Below are 15,469 nucleotides of genomic sequence, written 5' to 3' on the forward strand. Positions count from 1 at the left end.
TCAAGCGTAGCCTTCGTGACGTGGCAGTGGTAGTTATTCGCGGATGGCGCCGTTTTTGGCACTGAAAACCAGGAGTTCGGCGCGGGAGCGTACCGAGAATTTTTGCATGATAGCGCTCATGTGGGTTTTAATGGTGCTTTCCTTGCTTTGCATGACTTTGGCGATTTGCGCATTGCTTTTTCCCTTCAGGGCTTCCTGCCAGACTTGCCGCTCCTGAGTTGCACATATTTGTAGCATATGGCGTGTTTTTTGGGGTGTTTGTGCTGGTGGTGGGGTTTTGGGTTGGTGGTTTTGGGTCACTAATTGGTGGTGGTGTTTTTGGTTAGACTAGGGTTATGTCGCCTTTTTTGCGTAAAGTGAGAACGGCCTCGGGTGCTGTGGCGGTACAGATAGTGGAAAAGCAAGGTCGGGTGAACCGGGTTTTGAAGCATCTTGGTTCGGCTCATGATGAGGCTAAACTCGCGGTTTTACTTGAGATAGGGCGCAAAGAGCTGCGTCCTGGGTAGCTGGAATTCGATTTCAATTCCCTGGATACCGGTTTTTGTTCTACGCCGAAAGTGCAGCATCAGTCATCAGCACTACTGTGGGCGGTGCTCCGGGGGGCGTATCGGGCTGTTGGGTTCGACCAGGCTATAGACGATAGCGTGTTTGAGCAGTTGGTTTTGGCTCGTATTGTGGAGCCTGCGTCTAAGTCGGATACGATACGGATTCTTGGGGAACTCGGTGTTGAGGTGGCGCATCGTAATACTTTCAATAACTGTCTACAACGCTGCGCGGGGCGGGATTATCGTTCTCGGTTGGCTGAGGCCTGCTTCACACACGCTTCGAGGTCTGGTGACCTTTCTTTGGTTTTGTATGATGTGACTACCCTGTATTTCGAGGCTGAATGTGAGGACGAGGACAGCGGGGAAAACCAGGGCTTGCGTAAAGTTGGTTACTCGAAAGAAAGACGTGTTGACCCCCAGATTGTGGTCGGCCTGCTGGTAGACCGTAGCGGGTTCCCCCTGGAAATAGGGTGTTTCGAGGGTAACAAGGCTGAAACCAAAACCCTTCTGCCGGTTATCAAAGGGTTCCAAGACCGTCACGGCCTGGATTCTTTCGTTGTGGTAGCCGATGCGGGCATGCTCAGCAACGAGAACCTCAAGGCTCTGGACGCAGCCGGATTCAAATTCATTGTCGGTTCTAGGCAAACCAAAGCACCCCATGATTTAGAGTCGCATTTTTATTGGAACGGAGACTACTTCGCCGACGGCCAGATTATCGACACGGTCACACCCCGGCATGCCAACAGTAAAGTCAACAACAAGAAGCTGAAGGTCGAACCCGTATGGAACCCTACGATGGGCACGTCGTGGCGGGCGGTGTGGCAGTACTCCGCGAAACGCGCCAGGAGAGACTCTGTTATCTTAGAGGCGCAGCGTCGTCGCGCCCTAGACGCGGTAGACGGGATAAAACCCGCACGTCGACCCAGGTTCGTCAAAACCACTCGTAGTGGCTGTAGTTTTGATGAGAAAGCCTTTGAACGCGCCCAGAAACTCGAAGGACTTAAAGGCTACGTCACAAACCTTCCCGCCACGTTGATGCCCGCAACAGAGGTTATCGACTCGTATCACGAACTGTGGCACGTGGAACAATCCTTCCGCATGTCGAAAACCGGCCTGCGAGCACGCCCGATATTCCACCGGCAAAAAGACGCTATCGAAGCTCACTTGACCATCGTCATGGCCGCCCTCGCCGTATCCCGGTATTTGTACCAAAAGACCGGAATAACACCCAAAAAACTCGTCCGAACCCTACGACCCCTCCGGGAAATCACCATAAGCCTACCCGGAGGACAGCAAATCACAGCCCAACCAGAAATCAACCCCGAAACCCAGAAAATCCTAAACAAGCTGGGTCACTAAACCTGTGCAACTCGGGTCAGGGCTTCCTGCCAGACTTGCCGCTCGGTAGCGGTGAGAGCTTTTTCCCCGGCACGGAACCTGGGGTCGGGGGTGAAATTGGGATCCTCGTAGTTGGCTATCAGCATATTGAGGGGTTTGGTAGACATGAACCTGCCACCATGGGCGACACGTTTAATCGCAGCGGACAGGTCGGCGCGGGGCGTGTCCTTGGTCAGGAATCCGTCCGCCCCGGCATCCAGGGCTTCTTTCAGCCAAGTATCATGGCGGAAGTTTGTTAACATGATTACTCCCAGGTTAGGGTATCGGGATTTGAGCTGTCGGGTGGCGGCGATGCCGTCCACTTTGGGCATTTCTACATCCATCAGAACCACGTCGGGATGGTGGGTTTGCACTAAGTCCAGGACGTAGCTCCCATCAAAACCGATGCCGGCCACGCTGATTTCGGGATCTGTTTCGATGACTAGGCGCAAATCTTCAAGAATTTCGTGGTCATCGTCTATCAGAATGACCTGGTAGTGATGGTGGGTGTCTGTGGTCATGATTATCCTTTCAATAGTTTTTCCAAGTCTGGAATCAGGGGGATTTGGGCCTCTGTGAGCCACATTGCGCCGATGGTGCTGGTTTCGAGGTTTCCTCCGAGGTTGTCCAGCCGGTAGGCCAAGCGTTGCAGTCCGGTGCCCCCGGAGACATCGGGGGTTTTGGGGGATTGCCCGATGCGGTTGCTTTGGAAAAGCATCACCGTCTGTCCTTCCAGGTTCAGGCTCAGTTCGACTTCACTTAGTGGAGCGGCGTATTTTTCTGCATTAGCGAGCAGTTCCGCTACGGTTTCGGTTACTATCAGGGTGTTTTCCACGGGTAGATTGTAAAGCCGTGGGTCAATGTCTGTGGTGAGGCTGATATTGGCGTGAGTCAGGTGCTTGTGGGCTTGCTCTAGGGTTTCTTTCAGGGTGAGTGCTTCCTGGTCGATGCCTAGTTGTACCCCTTCGAGAACCCGAATCAGGTGTCGCAGCCGACTGAGGGACTCGGCGGCTTCTTGCTGCAGTTCTTGTTGAATAATTTGGCGGTCGCAAGTGTTGGACTCTTCCCAATGTTGTAGGCGCAGCACCAGACGGGTGAGGTCTCGGGCGGTGGTGTCGTGGATGGCAGCGGCGATGCGTTGTTCGGTTTCTTCCTGGATGCGTCGGACGTTTTCTTTTGCGGTTTCGCGTTCCTCCACAATCACGCGTGCTGCCCAAGATAAACCAACAGTTATTAGGCTCAGGATTAACTGGCTGATGAGGGACTCAACCTGGTAATCGAAATGTTGGAATGATGCAAAACTGGAGAGCACAGTGGCTATGACTAGCCAGCGTTGCCGATGCACTGTCCCCTCGGCGCATAGCACTAGCGAAGCCATGCTTTGAAGCAATATCGGGGTTTGTACTGGCAAGAAGATATAGAGGACACACACTGCTAGCAGAATCCAGCGTCCCGGCACGGAACGGAAAACCATCAAAATCCAGGCGGTAACTATAGGCAGTATCAACAGCCACAACCAAAGGGAGTGCGGTGGGGTTTTTATCCAAGTCCAGACCTGCCACAGGGCAAAAACAGCAAGGCTGGTCGACAAGAGCAGTCCACGCAGGGTCAGAGTGGTCATGAGCCATTGCAGTCCGGCTCTGGCGGCCACATCGAGGCGGAAGAGTCGGCTTAGTTGAGACCGAGGAATATCCATGCTTTTTATAATAAACCAGATTCCCTCTAAAGAATACAGTTATAAGAAAATATAGTGATTTGAAAAATTATTGTGAAAAATATTCGACTTTGGTGCTAGTTGGTGTCCTACTTTAGTCGGAGAAATTATGCGATGAAAGTAGGACAGGAATTGTTACAGATCTCCTAGAAATCGTTTCTGATGGTGGTAGAGTGAAAACATGTACGGAGCAGCAACTACTAAAAGAGTATCTCGAATTAGAAGGGAAAATGCTAGAAAGGAAAATCTAAATGGCTTTGTTTGATATTAATAATATTTCTTTTCGTTATCATTCTAAGCAGGGTGATATTTTGAAAGGGGTAAGTTATACGGTGGAGTCGGGTGATTATTTGGCGATTATGGGGCCGTCTGGGTCGGGGAAGACTACGTTGCTTAAATGTATTGCGGGAATATTGTCTCCGACGGGTGGTGAGGTTCTTTATAAGGGGAAGGATACAACACGAGTGAAGCAGTCTGTGCTTAATCGGTTGCGCCGGACGGACTGGGGATTTGTGTTTCAGGAGTATAATCTGGTGGATGCAATTAATGTGGTGGATAATGTGCGTTTGCCAGCGTATTTTAATCATCAGCGTTTGAGCAAAGACGCAGTGATGACTGCTTTGGAAAGTGTTAATCTGGGGTCTTTTGCGTCGCGTTTTCCTGATGAGCTTTCAGGCGGTCAGCAGCAGCGTGTTGCTATTGCGCGGGCGATTGCGAGTAAACGAGAGGTAGTGTTTGCTGATGAGCCGACGGGTGCTTTGGATAGTAAATCCAGTAAAGAGGTTATCTCGAATCTGACCAAGCTAAATAAAACCGGGGCTACCGTGTTGATGGTGACGCATGATCCGATGGTGGCGGCAGCGGCGGCTAAGGTGTTGTTCCTCTATGACGGCAAGATAGTACAGCAAGGAAACTATCAGTCGGCGCAAGAAATATCCAATATCCTGCTAGATATGGAGAACGCAAATGCTTGAGCTCGCAAAATTAGCCACTAGACTATTAAAAGGTCATAAATCCCTATACCTCAGCTGCGCCGTAACGATTAGCATCGTCACCATACTTTCTTCAGCACAAGTTGCCTTAGGTATGAATCTGTCAAATCCTGCACTAGTTCATGTTGATGGCGTCCCCTCGGAAGAAGTAAGCCTGGAATTGATTCCATTAAGAGGTGTATTGATCTTTTTAGGGATTATTCTTTTAGTACTGAGTTCTTTTCTCATATTCTCAGCTATAGTGCAGGTGGTACAACTTCGTGGTGAAGAAATTCAATTATTAAAGCTGTCCGGAGCATCCAAAACGCAATTAAACTCGCTGATTGCTTTTGAGGCATTCGCGCTTGGCTTGTTTGTTGGTATCCCATCCGCCGTAATTGGTAGCTTTTTCTCTATAGCGCAGTTACAATTTTTAGGTGCTATTGGATTTTTTGGAAAGAGCCTACACGTAACATATGAATTCAATTTTATGCAGGTCTTATTTGTGGTAGGGCTAGTCATATTTGAGTGTGCTGTTGCTGGATATTTTGCGACAATAAAGGTGGGGAGTGAAAAAGAAACAAAAAGCGCTATAAAGAGGATTTCTCCGGTTACGGTTGTGTGGAGGGTTTTGCTGGCATTAGCTATTGGAATTTTTCTTTTTGCAGTGAATCTGGATGCTTTTGGTGGTTTGTACATATTACTTGTACCACTGATGATAGTTATAGCTATTTTGTTAGTTGCACCATTGTTTATCCCTATTGTATCTAAACTGATAGGTAACGCTATTGGACTGTTTAGACCGGGCATTGGTTTATTAGTATCTCAAGTAAGTCAAAAGAATGTATTTAGGTTTTCACATTACGCGGCACCGCCTATTATATGTCTTGGGATTGTTGGCACTTTTATAGCCCTGGACTTTCCGGCGTCAGAGATGCTGTATCAAGATTTTTACAACAGTTCAAAGGCTTCTTCGGTATTCATTACAGAAGGGTCAGCGGATGCTAATAAAATCTATGATCTAGTATCAGCGAAATCTGCGGATGTATCACGCATACGTGAAAGGCTAATATCGGATAAGCGAGGATATTCGAGCCTTTACTATGTTGATTTTAAGGAAAACTTTAATCTTTTAAATCAAAAACTTATTCAAGGACAATTAGATAACGTTGGAAATGCAAATGTGGCCAGCAGTATATCTGGTAGTGTTATTGGGGATAAGGTTACTATATATAATGAAAATGGTGAATCTTTTGAATTAACTGTGACTGCTCTTCTCCACGACTCCGTACATGAAGGTTACTTTATAGATTGGTCGATGCTTTCTCATTTCCCGAAATTTGCGAAGTCCAAGAATACAGAAACAATGGTATTTGCCCGCGGAATTACCCCTCAGATGTCACAAGATATTGCAAAGTCTGTCAACTCTGAAGTTAAAGTACTTACTAGGTATGGCTATGCTAAGTACTTGCAAAATATGCGGCACGTACTTGCTTTTAGAGGTAATGTCGGCATGTTCGGTGTCATACTTATCATGACTTTGATAGCCTTATTGCAATTAACGATAAGCGAGGAAATCGCTCGTAGAAAGCAATGTCAACAACTACATGCCCTGGGAGTAGATAATAAGGATATCCTTAGCTTTGGATTAGCTACGGTTTTATCTACTCAACTGGTTTCTTTATTATTGACTTTGCTCAGTCTACTATTTACAGCATATCGATGCTCTTCTGTGGCGAAAACCTCAACTATAGCGGATTTTATGTATGTAATGCCGCTAATCCTTATTTGTTGGGTATCAATTTTGCTCTTTACCTTAGTGATACAAACGCTGGCAACACACCATTCACTACGTGCGGTACTAAAAAATGTTTAATAAAGCCTCAATCAGATTGTATACTAAACAAGTTACTGCCATAAAGTACTTGTTTATCGCTACGCTTGTGATTGGTATGGTTACGTCTCTAGTGAATACGATTCAACCACTACTTCAGAAATCCCTTTTTGATAACATTAACTCAATTAGTGCATATCAGATATTGGTTATTTTGGCTTTTTTGCTATTATTCACTTTCCTGTCGGCATTGGAAGGGTATCTACAGAATACCATTGGGAATAAAATTATTGCCAATGGTAGGAAGCAAATCACCAGGCAGATTCAATACATTGATCATGAAAGTTACGATAATTGCCCTAAAGGCGAGTTAATTTCCAGATTTACAGATGATGTGATTCGTATTAGTGATGCTATAAAAGATGGTATAGTTTCTCCCGTATCTTCCATCTTTACATTCTGTTTTGCTTTTATCGGAATGTTTCTAATCGATAAGGTGCTGCTTGCTTTCTCGTTAGCTTTTTCTCTGCTGGGCGTAGTATTGAGCGTAATCAGCACAAAACCAATCGATAAAAGTTCCGCCAAGGTGCAGATTGCAAATGGACAACTTACTGTAACCTTTGAAAGTTTTCTCTCCAGCCTGCCACTCCTGCGTGCCTATAATGCTATTCCTGTTGCAGCAAACAGGACTGAGGCTAAAATTACTAACCATTACAATTTAATGCAAAAACTCACCCTGCAAGAGTCAATCATCAGGCCACTTGGCGGATTCATCATGTATCTGGCATTGTTTGGCAGTGTTGGTGTCGGAGCGTATCGCGTCTCCTCAGGATTTACTACTCTCGGCAGTCTCGTCGCATTTGTCATGTATCTGATGATGATGGTAAACCCGACCAGCCAAATTCTTGGCGGTATTGCCGCTTTGCAAGCAGGGAAAGCCTCCCTCCTGCGCGTTAACGAATTACTCAATATTAAACATGACACTAGTATATCAAGCGCAATTCATGTGAAAACTGAGACAGTCAACAGGCCAGCTCCCGGCCAGCATGCCAACTTGTCCGCTATTTCGTTCCATAATGTGTCCTATCGGTATGAGTGCGCTGACAATTCGTTCAGTTTAGGAACGCTGACATTCGATATAGCCAGAGGAACGAAGACGGCGATTGTTGGACAATCAGGTTCCGGTAAATCAACTATTCTGTCCCTGATTGAAAGATTCCGTGTTCCCGCCTCTGGGGCAATCAGTCTTTTTGGCGTCCCGCAGCTGAACTATGATATTGACCAGTATCGCAATCATTTTGCTTATATTGATCAGGAAGCCGTCGCTCTGGGGGGAACCCTGCGCGAAAATTTGTTGATAGCCAACAATTCCATTTCAAAATCTATGATAAAGGACTCGCTGGCGCAAGTGGGACTAGCCTATCTCTGCGAACGGCTAGATGTGGATTTAGGTGATTCTGGATTTAAACTGTCAGGCGGTGAAAGGCAACGCATCAGTTGGGCACGATTTTTGATTAACATTAACCGAGACGTACTGCTATTGGACGAACCAACCTCAAATGTAGACTCCATCTCGAATGAGCTGCTAGTCAATATTCTCAGTAAAGCGTCCCCATCCTCCACAGTATTAATGGTAACTCACAATATCTCTCAAATTAAGAATTTTGGTAAAGTGCTGGTTATGGATAAGGGTAAACTGCTCGGAGTTGGGACGCACGAGACACTCCTAGAAGAATGTGAAAAATATTATTACATGGCATTAAATCAAGGTGTTACTAATTAAAATTCACTAGAGGACTGTATCGTGAAATACTTTGAATACCAGATTTTGGATAGCGAGGATGTCGCAAATGAGACTAAGCTAATACAGGATTTCCTAGCCAAACACCCTCTTGGTAACCAAGATAGTTTACAGAAGCCAACCTCTATAAGTGCGCTAGATAACTTTAACGAGCTAATTGTCCGTAAAGGAAACTATTGGTATTACTATAAGAAATCTGGCGGTAAATTCTTATTTTGTTGCGTCGAAGCTACTGATGAAACGCAAGATAACTTCTGCATAAATAATGTAAAACATGAAGTGATCCTGCATCATAACGCGTCAGTGATAGTAAAAATAAGCATAAGCCCCAATAATAAATTTATTGCATTTTTAGAACGTAAAACAGCTGGAATTCTACAACTTAGAATTAAACACTCAGATCCGCATGCCGAAACATCAAATGATGTCATTATTCCAAATGTGGGTTCCACAATCGCCTGGTCACCAGATAGTTCCTCGATTTTTTACACCAAAAGCGATTCTACTCTGCGCCCTTCCCAGTTGTGGATAAAGAACATAGTTTATGGGGACGCGGAGATTTTGCTTTTACATGAGACTGATTTACGCTTTGGTATCATTGTTTCAAACATAGATGATAAAATTATCTCACTATCCTCAAGTCCAGATGTCAGTGAAACTAGAATCTTCAACTATAGTAATGGTTTATGGAAATCTGATATTTTAATCTCCCGAACACTAAACCTAAATCATAGAGTCTTTGGAATAAATACCTCCGAAGGGCGACGGCATTATATAGTCAGGACTACCAACAACCTTGGAGAATACAATCTCTATTCTGTTTCCAGTAATCAACTTGGTTCCAAAACAGATATATCAAGATGGGTGCCTATCTTCAGCAGTACGCGGGAACACATTCTAGGTGACGTGTTTACAACACGGGAGCTAATTATTTTGTCCATAAAGACAAATACTTTATATACCATTAAGGTTTTAGATAGGCGCACATTTTGTAATCTTCCTATTCCTCTGCCGATGAATGCGGATTCTGAACTAATAAATTTTCGGATAGTGGATACAGATTTTGAAAACTCCACCTTTCGGTTTATCAAGTCATCCTATACGCAGCCTCCTCTGCTTTATAATTATAGCTATAAGAAACGTGCATTCCTAAAAATTAATTCATCGACTAACACGGTTAGAAACCAACATATTTTGGCTCACCGTGTAACGGTATTGTCCGGTTCATGCCGAATTCCCTTGACATTGATTAGAAATAACAGGATGCTATATCCCAGTCCCTGTATTCTCATCGCCTACGGTGCTTACCAGCACTCTCTAGATCCGGACTACTTGGCCGAGTGGATACCCCTGATAGACGAGGGGATAATGGTCGCCATAGCCCATGTGAGGGGCGGGGGAGAACACGGTGGGCAATGGCATCAAGCCGGCAGGGGACTAAATAAAACCAACTCCTTTACCGATTACAACTCGTGTATAAACTATTTGCTAAGTTCACCGCTGGTTGATGCAAAGCGACTTGGCCTGTTCGCAGTCTCTGCCGGAGCCTTGCTGCCGGCATATTTCATGAATAACCGACCGGGCATAGCAAAAGCTTGCCTGGTTCGCCAACCTTTCGTCAATCCTTATGCTGCACTCTTGAATCCGGCGCTGCCGCTTACTGCCACCGATTGGAGTGAGTTCGGAAATCCTATCGAAGACTCTGCGGCAAAACATCTCATAGAATCGTATTCCCCGCTGCAAAATGTTCAGCGGCAAGAATACCCGACATTAGCGGTCATCCTCGGTGAATATGACACGCGAATCAGCAATCGCGATGCTTTAAACTGGGTACAGAAAATCCGACAAAACAACACCGCTCATACGAAATGCTTGTGCTCTGTCGTGCCAAACACGGGTCATGGCGCCACACATCCTGAATTCGAATACGTCTTCTGGCACCACCACCTGTTGTCCTAAGTCCGCCCATGGGGATATCAATGTGTAACGTAGGCGCTAATCTTATTGACTAGTTTCCCCGGGTTAGGTTGCAGATAGGAAAGGTATCTGTTAGGAGGTCTGGAATGGAACCGAAAATCACCTGAGTTGCGCAAGTTTAGTGACCCAGTTTGTTTGCAGGTTGGCTCGGGTGACGGGGCGCTTGGATGTGGCGCAGCGTGGCCAGGCGCGAGCGATTTTGGATGCCTTGAACTTGGTTCGCATTAGCTCCCAGATTTGTGACCTGGCGGGTTTGTTAGAACCGGCAGTTTTACGCAGCTTGGATGCGATTCACCTGGCTACTGCACTACAGGTAGGGGATGATTTAGAGGCGCTGGTTACCTATGACCTGCGTCTGGGCGTGGCGGCTCAAATGGGTGGTATCCCGTTGCTTTCTCCGGGGTATTCAAAATAGCCCGCCGTGCTTTCGGGTTCATGAGGGGCTTGCCGGGATGCGATGATTTGCTCGAGATGCTAGTAACCTGTGATGATTTTGTAACCGTATTCTCTAACCCGCACTTATTGCCAGCTGTGTGCCATGCTGTGACTATCAATTGTAGGGGAAGGGTTGATAGCGATGGTAAGCTGCGCCTCTGATGCCGTCGTGAAAGACCAGGTGATTGTACGTGTGCCGCGTTGAAGTCACAAATCGTACCGAAGCAGTCTGCAAAGCCAGGGACTTGCCCATGTCCAGCGCGATTACGGGGTTCTGGCGTTTCATTGAGGGCAAACAGCGCAGCCCCTTCGAATTCGCCGCGTTGCCGGAAACTCAAGAAAGCTGCCCCGCAGACCGGTGAAAAAATCATCCGGGAACTTGGAGCAATCAGTGGCACTGACCTACCTAGTGCAAATAGTTCCCTACCGCTGTCTTTCACGTTTAAAATCAACGCTACTCAAAATCCTGGGTGTAACGGGGTATTTAATCTAAATTCAGCACTGAATATTGCCTTACCCGTCAAATTTGCTGTGCTGGGATGTGAAAGGGGAGCCGATGATGCGTTTCAAACGTGGGCGTATCTGGCGAAGCTGCGCGGCCTCTAGCACGCTATCACGACGACGCGATGATTAAGCCAGTATTTTATAAAATGCCGAAGTTCTACAAAATATAACCCGTAGTAGAAAAGGTAATGTTGTAACTTACGTTTTTTGTGGTTGGCGCCTCATGAATCCGCGAGTAAACAAGCCGCGACGAACAGCGCAACAAGACCCCGCGATAGAGAATGTGTGTGGTCTGAAGCGTACTGGGTTTTGTTCCGCTTCTTATACGGGGGTCAATTCTCTGACCCGGTGTTGATTATAGTTTGTGATGAGGTGCTTGATCGTCTGCTGGATGCCACGTCTGAGCGTGGGGTGGAGTTGACTGGTCGGGGTGGGTTCCTCAACGAGTTCATTAAAGCTGTTTTGGATCGTGGGATGCGTGCTGAACTCGCTGGCCATCTCGGGGAGTTGCCCCGGACAGGGTGCATTGCAGTTAGGGCTTAGAATCTGGCAGAAATCCGGGATTTTTGGGTGAACCTTCATTGCTTGGTGAAGTGTCTGGGTTTGTTTCCTGGGCGGGTGCCCCGTTTTCTGTTATTTCGCGTTTTCTGGTGCGTTGCCAGTGTTGGTCTTCGATTTATTGTGGCGTTTGGTTGCCCAGGTTTTCGTGTATCCGGGTGGTGTTCCACCATGACACCCACTTAAAAGTCATGATTCTTGCCGCGAGGTTTTTCTCGGTTTGCTGGATTTCCTCGTCCCGAAGTGCCTGTTTATGCCACGCTTGTGCGGTGTGGTGCGAAAACCAGTGGTCGCTACGATGAAGAAATATGCGAGGCCAAGACAAATACGGTGCAGGTAAAATCAGCTTCCCGGTCAAACTATGTGAGGCACTATGAATCCCCCGCGCTCAACATATGCGAGATATGCCGGTTTGTTGTTGAAAACAGGTAGAATTCTGGCTGTCAGGAGGTCTGGACAGGAGGTCTGGAATGAAACAGAAAAGTAACGTGGTTTTTGCTTTAGCGTTGGCCTTTTCGCTGGCCGCATTGCTTGGTTCTTGCGCTAACGAAGCAGGCACTGGTGAGCCGGAACAGAACGAGACCAATGAATCTAGCCAGCCCAGTCAACCAGTCGAAACGCCGAGCATAGAACCCGCACCTCATGAAACTCCCAGTGACCCCGGAGAAACCCCTCCAGCCGAGGAAGCACCTCATGAAACCGAAACCCCCGCCCCACCGGCACCAACGGGAGATGCGCCAAGCGCTACCGTCCAAGAAGCGATGAACCAACTCGAGACGTTACCAGTCAAAGGCCGCGCCCCGAAAACCGGATACGCACGCTCCCAATTTGGGAAACGCTGGAAGGACATAGACCACAACGGCTGCGACACCAGGAACGACATCCTAAACCGGGACTTGAGTGCGAAAACTTACCGACCGGGAACACACGACTGCGTGGTTTTGACCGGGACACTGCAGGAACCCTATACCGGGACGCAGGTCAGTTTTGATAAAAAGAAAGCCGCCAGCGCGGTGCAGATTGACCACGTAGTGGCCTTATCCGACGCATGGCAAAAAGGCGCCCAACAGCTCACGGCGGAACAACGCGAACAACTAGCAAACGACCCGTTGAACCTGCTGGCAGTGGACGGGCGCGAAAACCAACGCAAATCCGATGGGGATGCGGCCACCTGGCTGCCGCCCAACAAAGCCTTCCGCTGCCGATACGTGTCGCTGCAGGTAAACGTGAAAACCAAATATCACCTGTGGGTAACCTCAGCTGAGAAAGACGCGATCACGCGGGTACTGTCAAAGTGCTCTGGTGCGGTTGGGTGGCAGAACAGCACACCGGCAACACAAGTAGGAGCAGACAACAGACTCACCAGGAACTTCTCCGGCTAGCCCTGATGCCGGTAATACAGAAGCCGTGAATCCGCAGCCTGCTGTGGATGTACAGAATCCACCAAATACCGACCCGGCTCCGGCGGTTCCAGCCAACCCGGTTGAGCCGGTAGTTCCTGCGGGGGCGACCCCCGACTATGCAAATTGCCGAGATGTGTGGGATGCCCTGCACCGACCTATCAGTGCTGGCGAACCCGGATTTAAATCCAAGTTCGACCGTGACGGAGACGGGGTCGGCTGCGAAAGTCGCCCCCGCTAGCTGGTGTTCATGAGGAGCCAACTAGTCACTGACCAGTTTGAGGCCGATGACGCAGGCCACAATCCCCAGTATGAACAGGACTTTTAGCACCGAAACTGTCTCGGCTCCGGTGGCAAAAGCCCAGATGACGGTAGTGCCAGCGCCGATGCCGACCCACACGGCATAGCCGGTGCCAACCGGGATAGTTTTCAGCGCATAGGCCAGACCACCCATTGACACGGTTGCCCCGAAAAGAAACACCAGAATGGGGATAATCTTGGTGAAGCCTTCTGATTTGGACAGTGCTGTAGCCCACACGGCTTCGAACATTCCAGAAACTACCAGTATTATCCAGGGCATACGACCCTCCTTTTGGGGCCGTCCCCTGATGAAAACACAGCCGCAGGGTCGTCCCCGAGGCGATACGAGCCTTTCATAAACTACGCGGCAATGTCAAAGCTCTGCTGTTATTGCATGTCACGGGCTTTGTTGTTGCGTACCAGATTCGGTATTAGCATCTGGAAGTGTATTTCCAAAGATTCTTGATTAATCCTAAGATTGGATTCTCGATAATATCACTGGTCAGGTACCTCCTCGCAGAAGACCCTGACATTCCCATAGACTCACAGAAATTATCTAATACCCTGCCTTTTTCCTTTTCGAGGCCCCACGATACGACTGACGCGGCCGCAGTGTAGCCTCTACACGCATACCCACAGAAACAACCCGGGTAGTGTATTTTCGCAATCAATATATATTAAGGTACGCCGGGCTATTGACAGGCTATAAGCAAGATGCTTACAATGTACATTGTATCGATAAAATCGATTGACGAGGGGGTCAATTTTATGCGAAACATCAAGTTAACGGCTTTAATGGCCGCTGTTGCTATGTCCTTATCCTTCGGCGTGGTAGGTGTATCCTCTGCGCAACCATCGCCCAACGTAGGTGAAATTATTACTCCAACAGCCAGAGTGCTGTCCACTGAGGAAGTTGAGGCGCAGATGACACCAGAGAGAGTCTGGGGCACAGAGTTTAACCTCTTTACTACTTGGCTAGAGGAAATTCATCCAGGCCAAAAAGCGTATTCTCGAGTGGATGAGGCGAATTTCACGGCAGAAATTGGTTTCAAGTCTTCCGTCCCTGCCGATGTTCAAGACAAGATTAATGCGCTTTCCCATCCGATTACAGTGGTAACAGATAAAGGGTACTCGCAGTCAGAGGTAGCTCAAGAGATGGAGAAAAGATACTACCAGATGCGCGAAGACCTTGGTAATCAAATTTCGGAAACCGCAGCAACAGTGGACTTTAAAAATGCCTCCATAGAATTTATTATCAATCCTAAAGGTTCCAGTGTGCCAAATTACGATGGGATGAGGCTGACCAAAAAGGTAGAACGGGATTCAGCCGCTTCTCCAATAGATGATAAATTCTCTTTTTCAGTACATATGGACAAAAATTTAAAGGCTACTAAAGAAGTTGTTTATGGAGGTGACAAGACCTCTAGACCTGGATATAAATACCCATATTGCACACTAGGGTTCTCCGCGAGGGGACACGGCGTGGAAAATGCGATACTAACCGCAGCGCATTGCGTCCACAACGGTGTTAAACACAGTGATGGTTCGACGCTGACACCACTAGGTACGCATTCTTCTAGGGATGTTGGGTGGTATTCCTCGACTCAAGGCACATCGAATAGGTTCTATTCTGGAAGTCATTTAGTTACAGCCTCTAATGTGGTTTCACCTGAGGTCGGGAAAACTTATTGTTTTACGGGTGCTAAATCCGGTCAAAAATGCGATGCGGTATTGGCTGTTGAACAGTGTTCCGGACAATACTGTGGATTAACTATGACTCACCACCATTACAGCCAAGGCGGTGATAGCGGGGCTCCCTGGTATGATGGAACCCATCCGGTAGGTATTCACCAGGGGACGATACCTTTGTATGGGTACAGTCGTTCTCTGTTTACCCCTGCAGCCGCAGCGCAGGTTGTACTTGACGTAAGTATTAAGTGAGTCTGTTATGGTCATACGTAGACTGCTAAGCTTGTTTTTTTGTTCATTGCTTGCAGGTTCCTTGGGTTCGTGTGGATTATCTTCAGATAATCCACACGAACCCCGGTCTAAG

The 15,469-nt window shown here is 47.6% G+C and carries 12 protein-coding genes and 1 pseudogene; 9 read left to right on the top strand and 4 right to left on the bottom strand.

Going from position 1 to position 15,469, the window contains the following annotated elements; all coding sequences use genetic code 11:
* Positions 1–33: 33 nt before the first annotated feature.
* Positions 34–300 carry a response regulator transcription factor gene (locus F4555_RS03570; RefSeq protein WP_311768808.1) on the bottom strand — a complete coding sequence of 89 codons (267 nt, stop codon included), beginning with the start codon at positions 298–300 and terminating at the stop codon, positions 34–36.
* Between the two features lie 35 nt (positions 301–335).
* On the opposite strand from F4555_RS03570, the pseudogene F4555_RS03575 reads away from it, so the two are divergent.
* Positions 336–1,904 (top strand): annotated as a pseudogene (locus F4555_RS03575) (IS1634 family transposase).
* On the opposite strand, the gene F4555_RS03580 reads toward F4555_RS03575, so the two are convergent.
* Both F4555_RS03580 and F4555_RS03585 read right to left on the bottom strand, forming a co-directional pair.
* Entirely contained in the window at positions 1,901–2,443 is a 543-nt protein-coding gene (locus F4555_RS03580; protein WP_252865125.1) for a response regulator, read from the bottom strand. The pseudogene F4555_RS03575 and the gene F4555_RS03580 sit on opposite strands and share 4 nt — an antisense overlap.
* Positions 2,444–2,445: 2 nt before the next feature.
* On the bottom strand, positions 2,446–3,618 hold the full coding sequence (locus F4555_RS03585; RefSeq protein WP_004012564.1) for a sensor histidine kinase: 1,173 nt from the start codon (positions 3,616–3,618) through the stop codon (positions 2,446–2,448).
* Positions 3,619–3,887: 269 nt separating this feature from the next.
* On the opposite strand from F4555_RS03585, the gene F4555_RS03590 reads away from it, so the two are divergent.
* From F4555_RS03590 to F4555_RS11415, 7 genes are all read left to right on the top strand, one after another.
* Entirely contained in the window at positions 3,888–4,610 is a 723-nt protein-coding gene (locus tag F4555_RS03590) for an ABC transporter ATP-binding protein (RefSeq protein WP_004012563.1), read from the top strand.
* Positions 4,603–6,483 carry an FtsX-like permease family protein gene (locus tag F4555_RS03595; protein ID WP_004012562.1) on the top strand — a complete coding sequence of 627 codons (1,881 nt, stop codon included), beginning with the start codon at positions 4,603–4,605 and terminating at the stop codon, positions 6,481–6,483. The genes F4555_RS03590 and F4555_RS03595 overlap by 8 nt, the downstream gene beginning before the upstream one ends.
* Complete coding sequence (locus F4555_RS03600; protein ID WP_103759006.1) at positions 6,476–8,224, top strand: ABC transporter ATP-binding protein; 1,749 nt, start codon at positions 6,476–6,478, stop codon at positions 8,222–8,224. The genes F4555_RS03595 and F4555_RS03600 overlap by 8 nt, the downstream gene beginning before the upstream one ends.
* A 21-nt stretch (positions 8,225–8,245) precedes the next feature.
* Entirely contained in the window at positions 8,246–10,201 is a 1,956-nt protein-coding gene (locus F4555_RS03605; protein WP_004012558.1) for a prolyl oligopeptidase family serine peptidase, read from the top strand.
* Between the two features lie 139 nt (positions 10,202–10,340).
* Entirely contained in the window at positions 10,341–10,634 is a 294-nt protein-coding gene (locus F4555_RS03610) for a type II toxin-antitoxin system VapC family toxin (RefSeq protein ID WP_004012557.1), read from the top strand.
* Positions 10,635–12,186: 1,552 nt separating this feature from the next.
* Positions 12,187–13,098, top strand: a complete 912-nt coding sequence (locus tag F4555_RS03615) for an HNH endonuclease family protein (protein WP_004012553.1) — start codon at positions 12,187–12,189, stop codon at positions 13,096–13,098.
* Between the two features lie 25 nt (positions 13,099–13,123).
* Positions 13,124–13,357, top strand: coding sequence for an excalibur calcium-binding domain-containing protein (locus F4555_RS11415; RefSeq protein WP_004012552.1), 234 nt, complete (start codon positions 13,124–13,126; stop codon positions 13,355–13,357).
* A gap of 21 nt (positions 13,358–13,378) precedes the next feature.
* Here F4555_RS11415 and F4555_RS03625 read toward each other — a convergent pair whose 3' ends face one another.
* Positions 13,379–13,696, bottom strand: coding sequence for a DMT family transporter (locus tag F4555_RS03625; protein WP_004012551.1), 318 nt, complete (start codon positions 13,694–13,696; stop codon positions 13,379–13,381).
* A 488-nt stretch (positions 13,697–14,184) separates the two neighbouring features.
* Here F4555_RS03625 and F4555_RS03630 point away from each other — a divergent pair, with 488 nt between their 5' ends.
* Positions 14,185–15,357 carry a S1 family peptidase gene (locus F4555_RS03630; RefSeq protein WP_249281284.1) on the top strand — a complete coding sequence of 391 codons (1,173 nt, stop codon included), beginning with the start codon at positions 14,185–14,187 and terminating at the stop codon, positions 15,355–15,357.
* Positions 15,358–15,469 lie beyond the last annotated feature (112 nt).

It is taken from the genome of Mobiluncus mulieris (assembly GCF_014204735.1).
Lineage (GTDB): Bacteria > Actinomycetota > Actinomycetes > Actinomycetales > Actinomycetaceae > Mobiluncus > Mobiluncus mulieris.

Coding starts and splice junctions, on each gene's coding strand:
- F4555_RS03580 (WP_252865125.1), bottom strand. CDS start 2,443: ATGACCACAGACACCCACCATCACTACCAGGTCATTCTGATAGACGAT.
- F4555_RS03585 (WP_004012564.1), bottom strand. CDS start 3,618: ATGGATATTCCTCGGTCTCAACTAAGCCGACTCTTCCGCCTCGATGTG.
- F4555_RS03590 (WP_004012563.1), top strand. CDS start 3,888: ATGGCTTTGTTTGATATTAATAATATTTCTTTTCGTTATCATTCTAAG.
- F4555_RS03595 (WP_004012562.1), top strand. CDS start 4,603: ATGCTTGAGCTCGCAAAATTAGCCACTAGACTATTAAAAGGTCATAAA.
- F4555_RS03600 (WP_103759006.1), top strand. CDS start 6,476: ATGTTTAATAAAGCCTCAATCAGATTGTATACTAAACAAGTTACTGCC.
- F4555_RS03615 (WP_004012553.1), top strand. CDS start 12,187: ATGAAACAGAAAAGTAACGTGGTTTTTGCTTTAGCGTTGGCCTTTTCG.
- F4555_RS03625 (WP_004012551.1), bottom strand. CDS start 13,696: ATGCCCTGGATAATACTGGTAGTTTCTGGAATGTTCGAAGCCGTGTGG.
- F4555_RS03630 (WP_249281284.1), top strand. CDS start 14,185: ATGCGAAACATCAAGTTAACGGCTTTAATGGCCGCTGTTGCTATGTCC.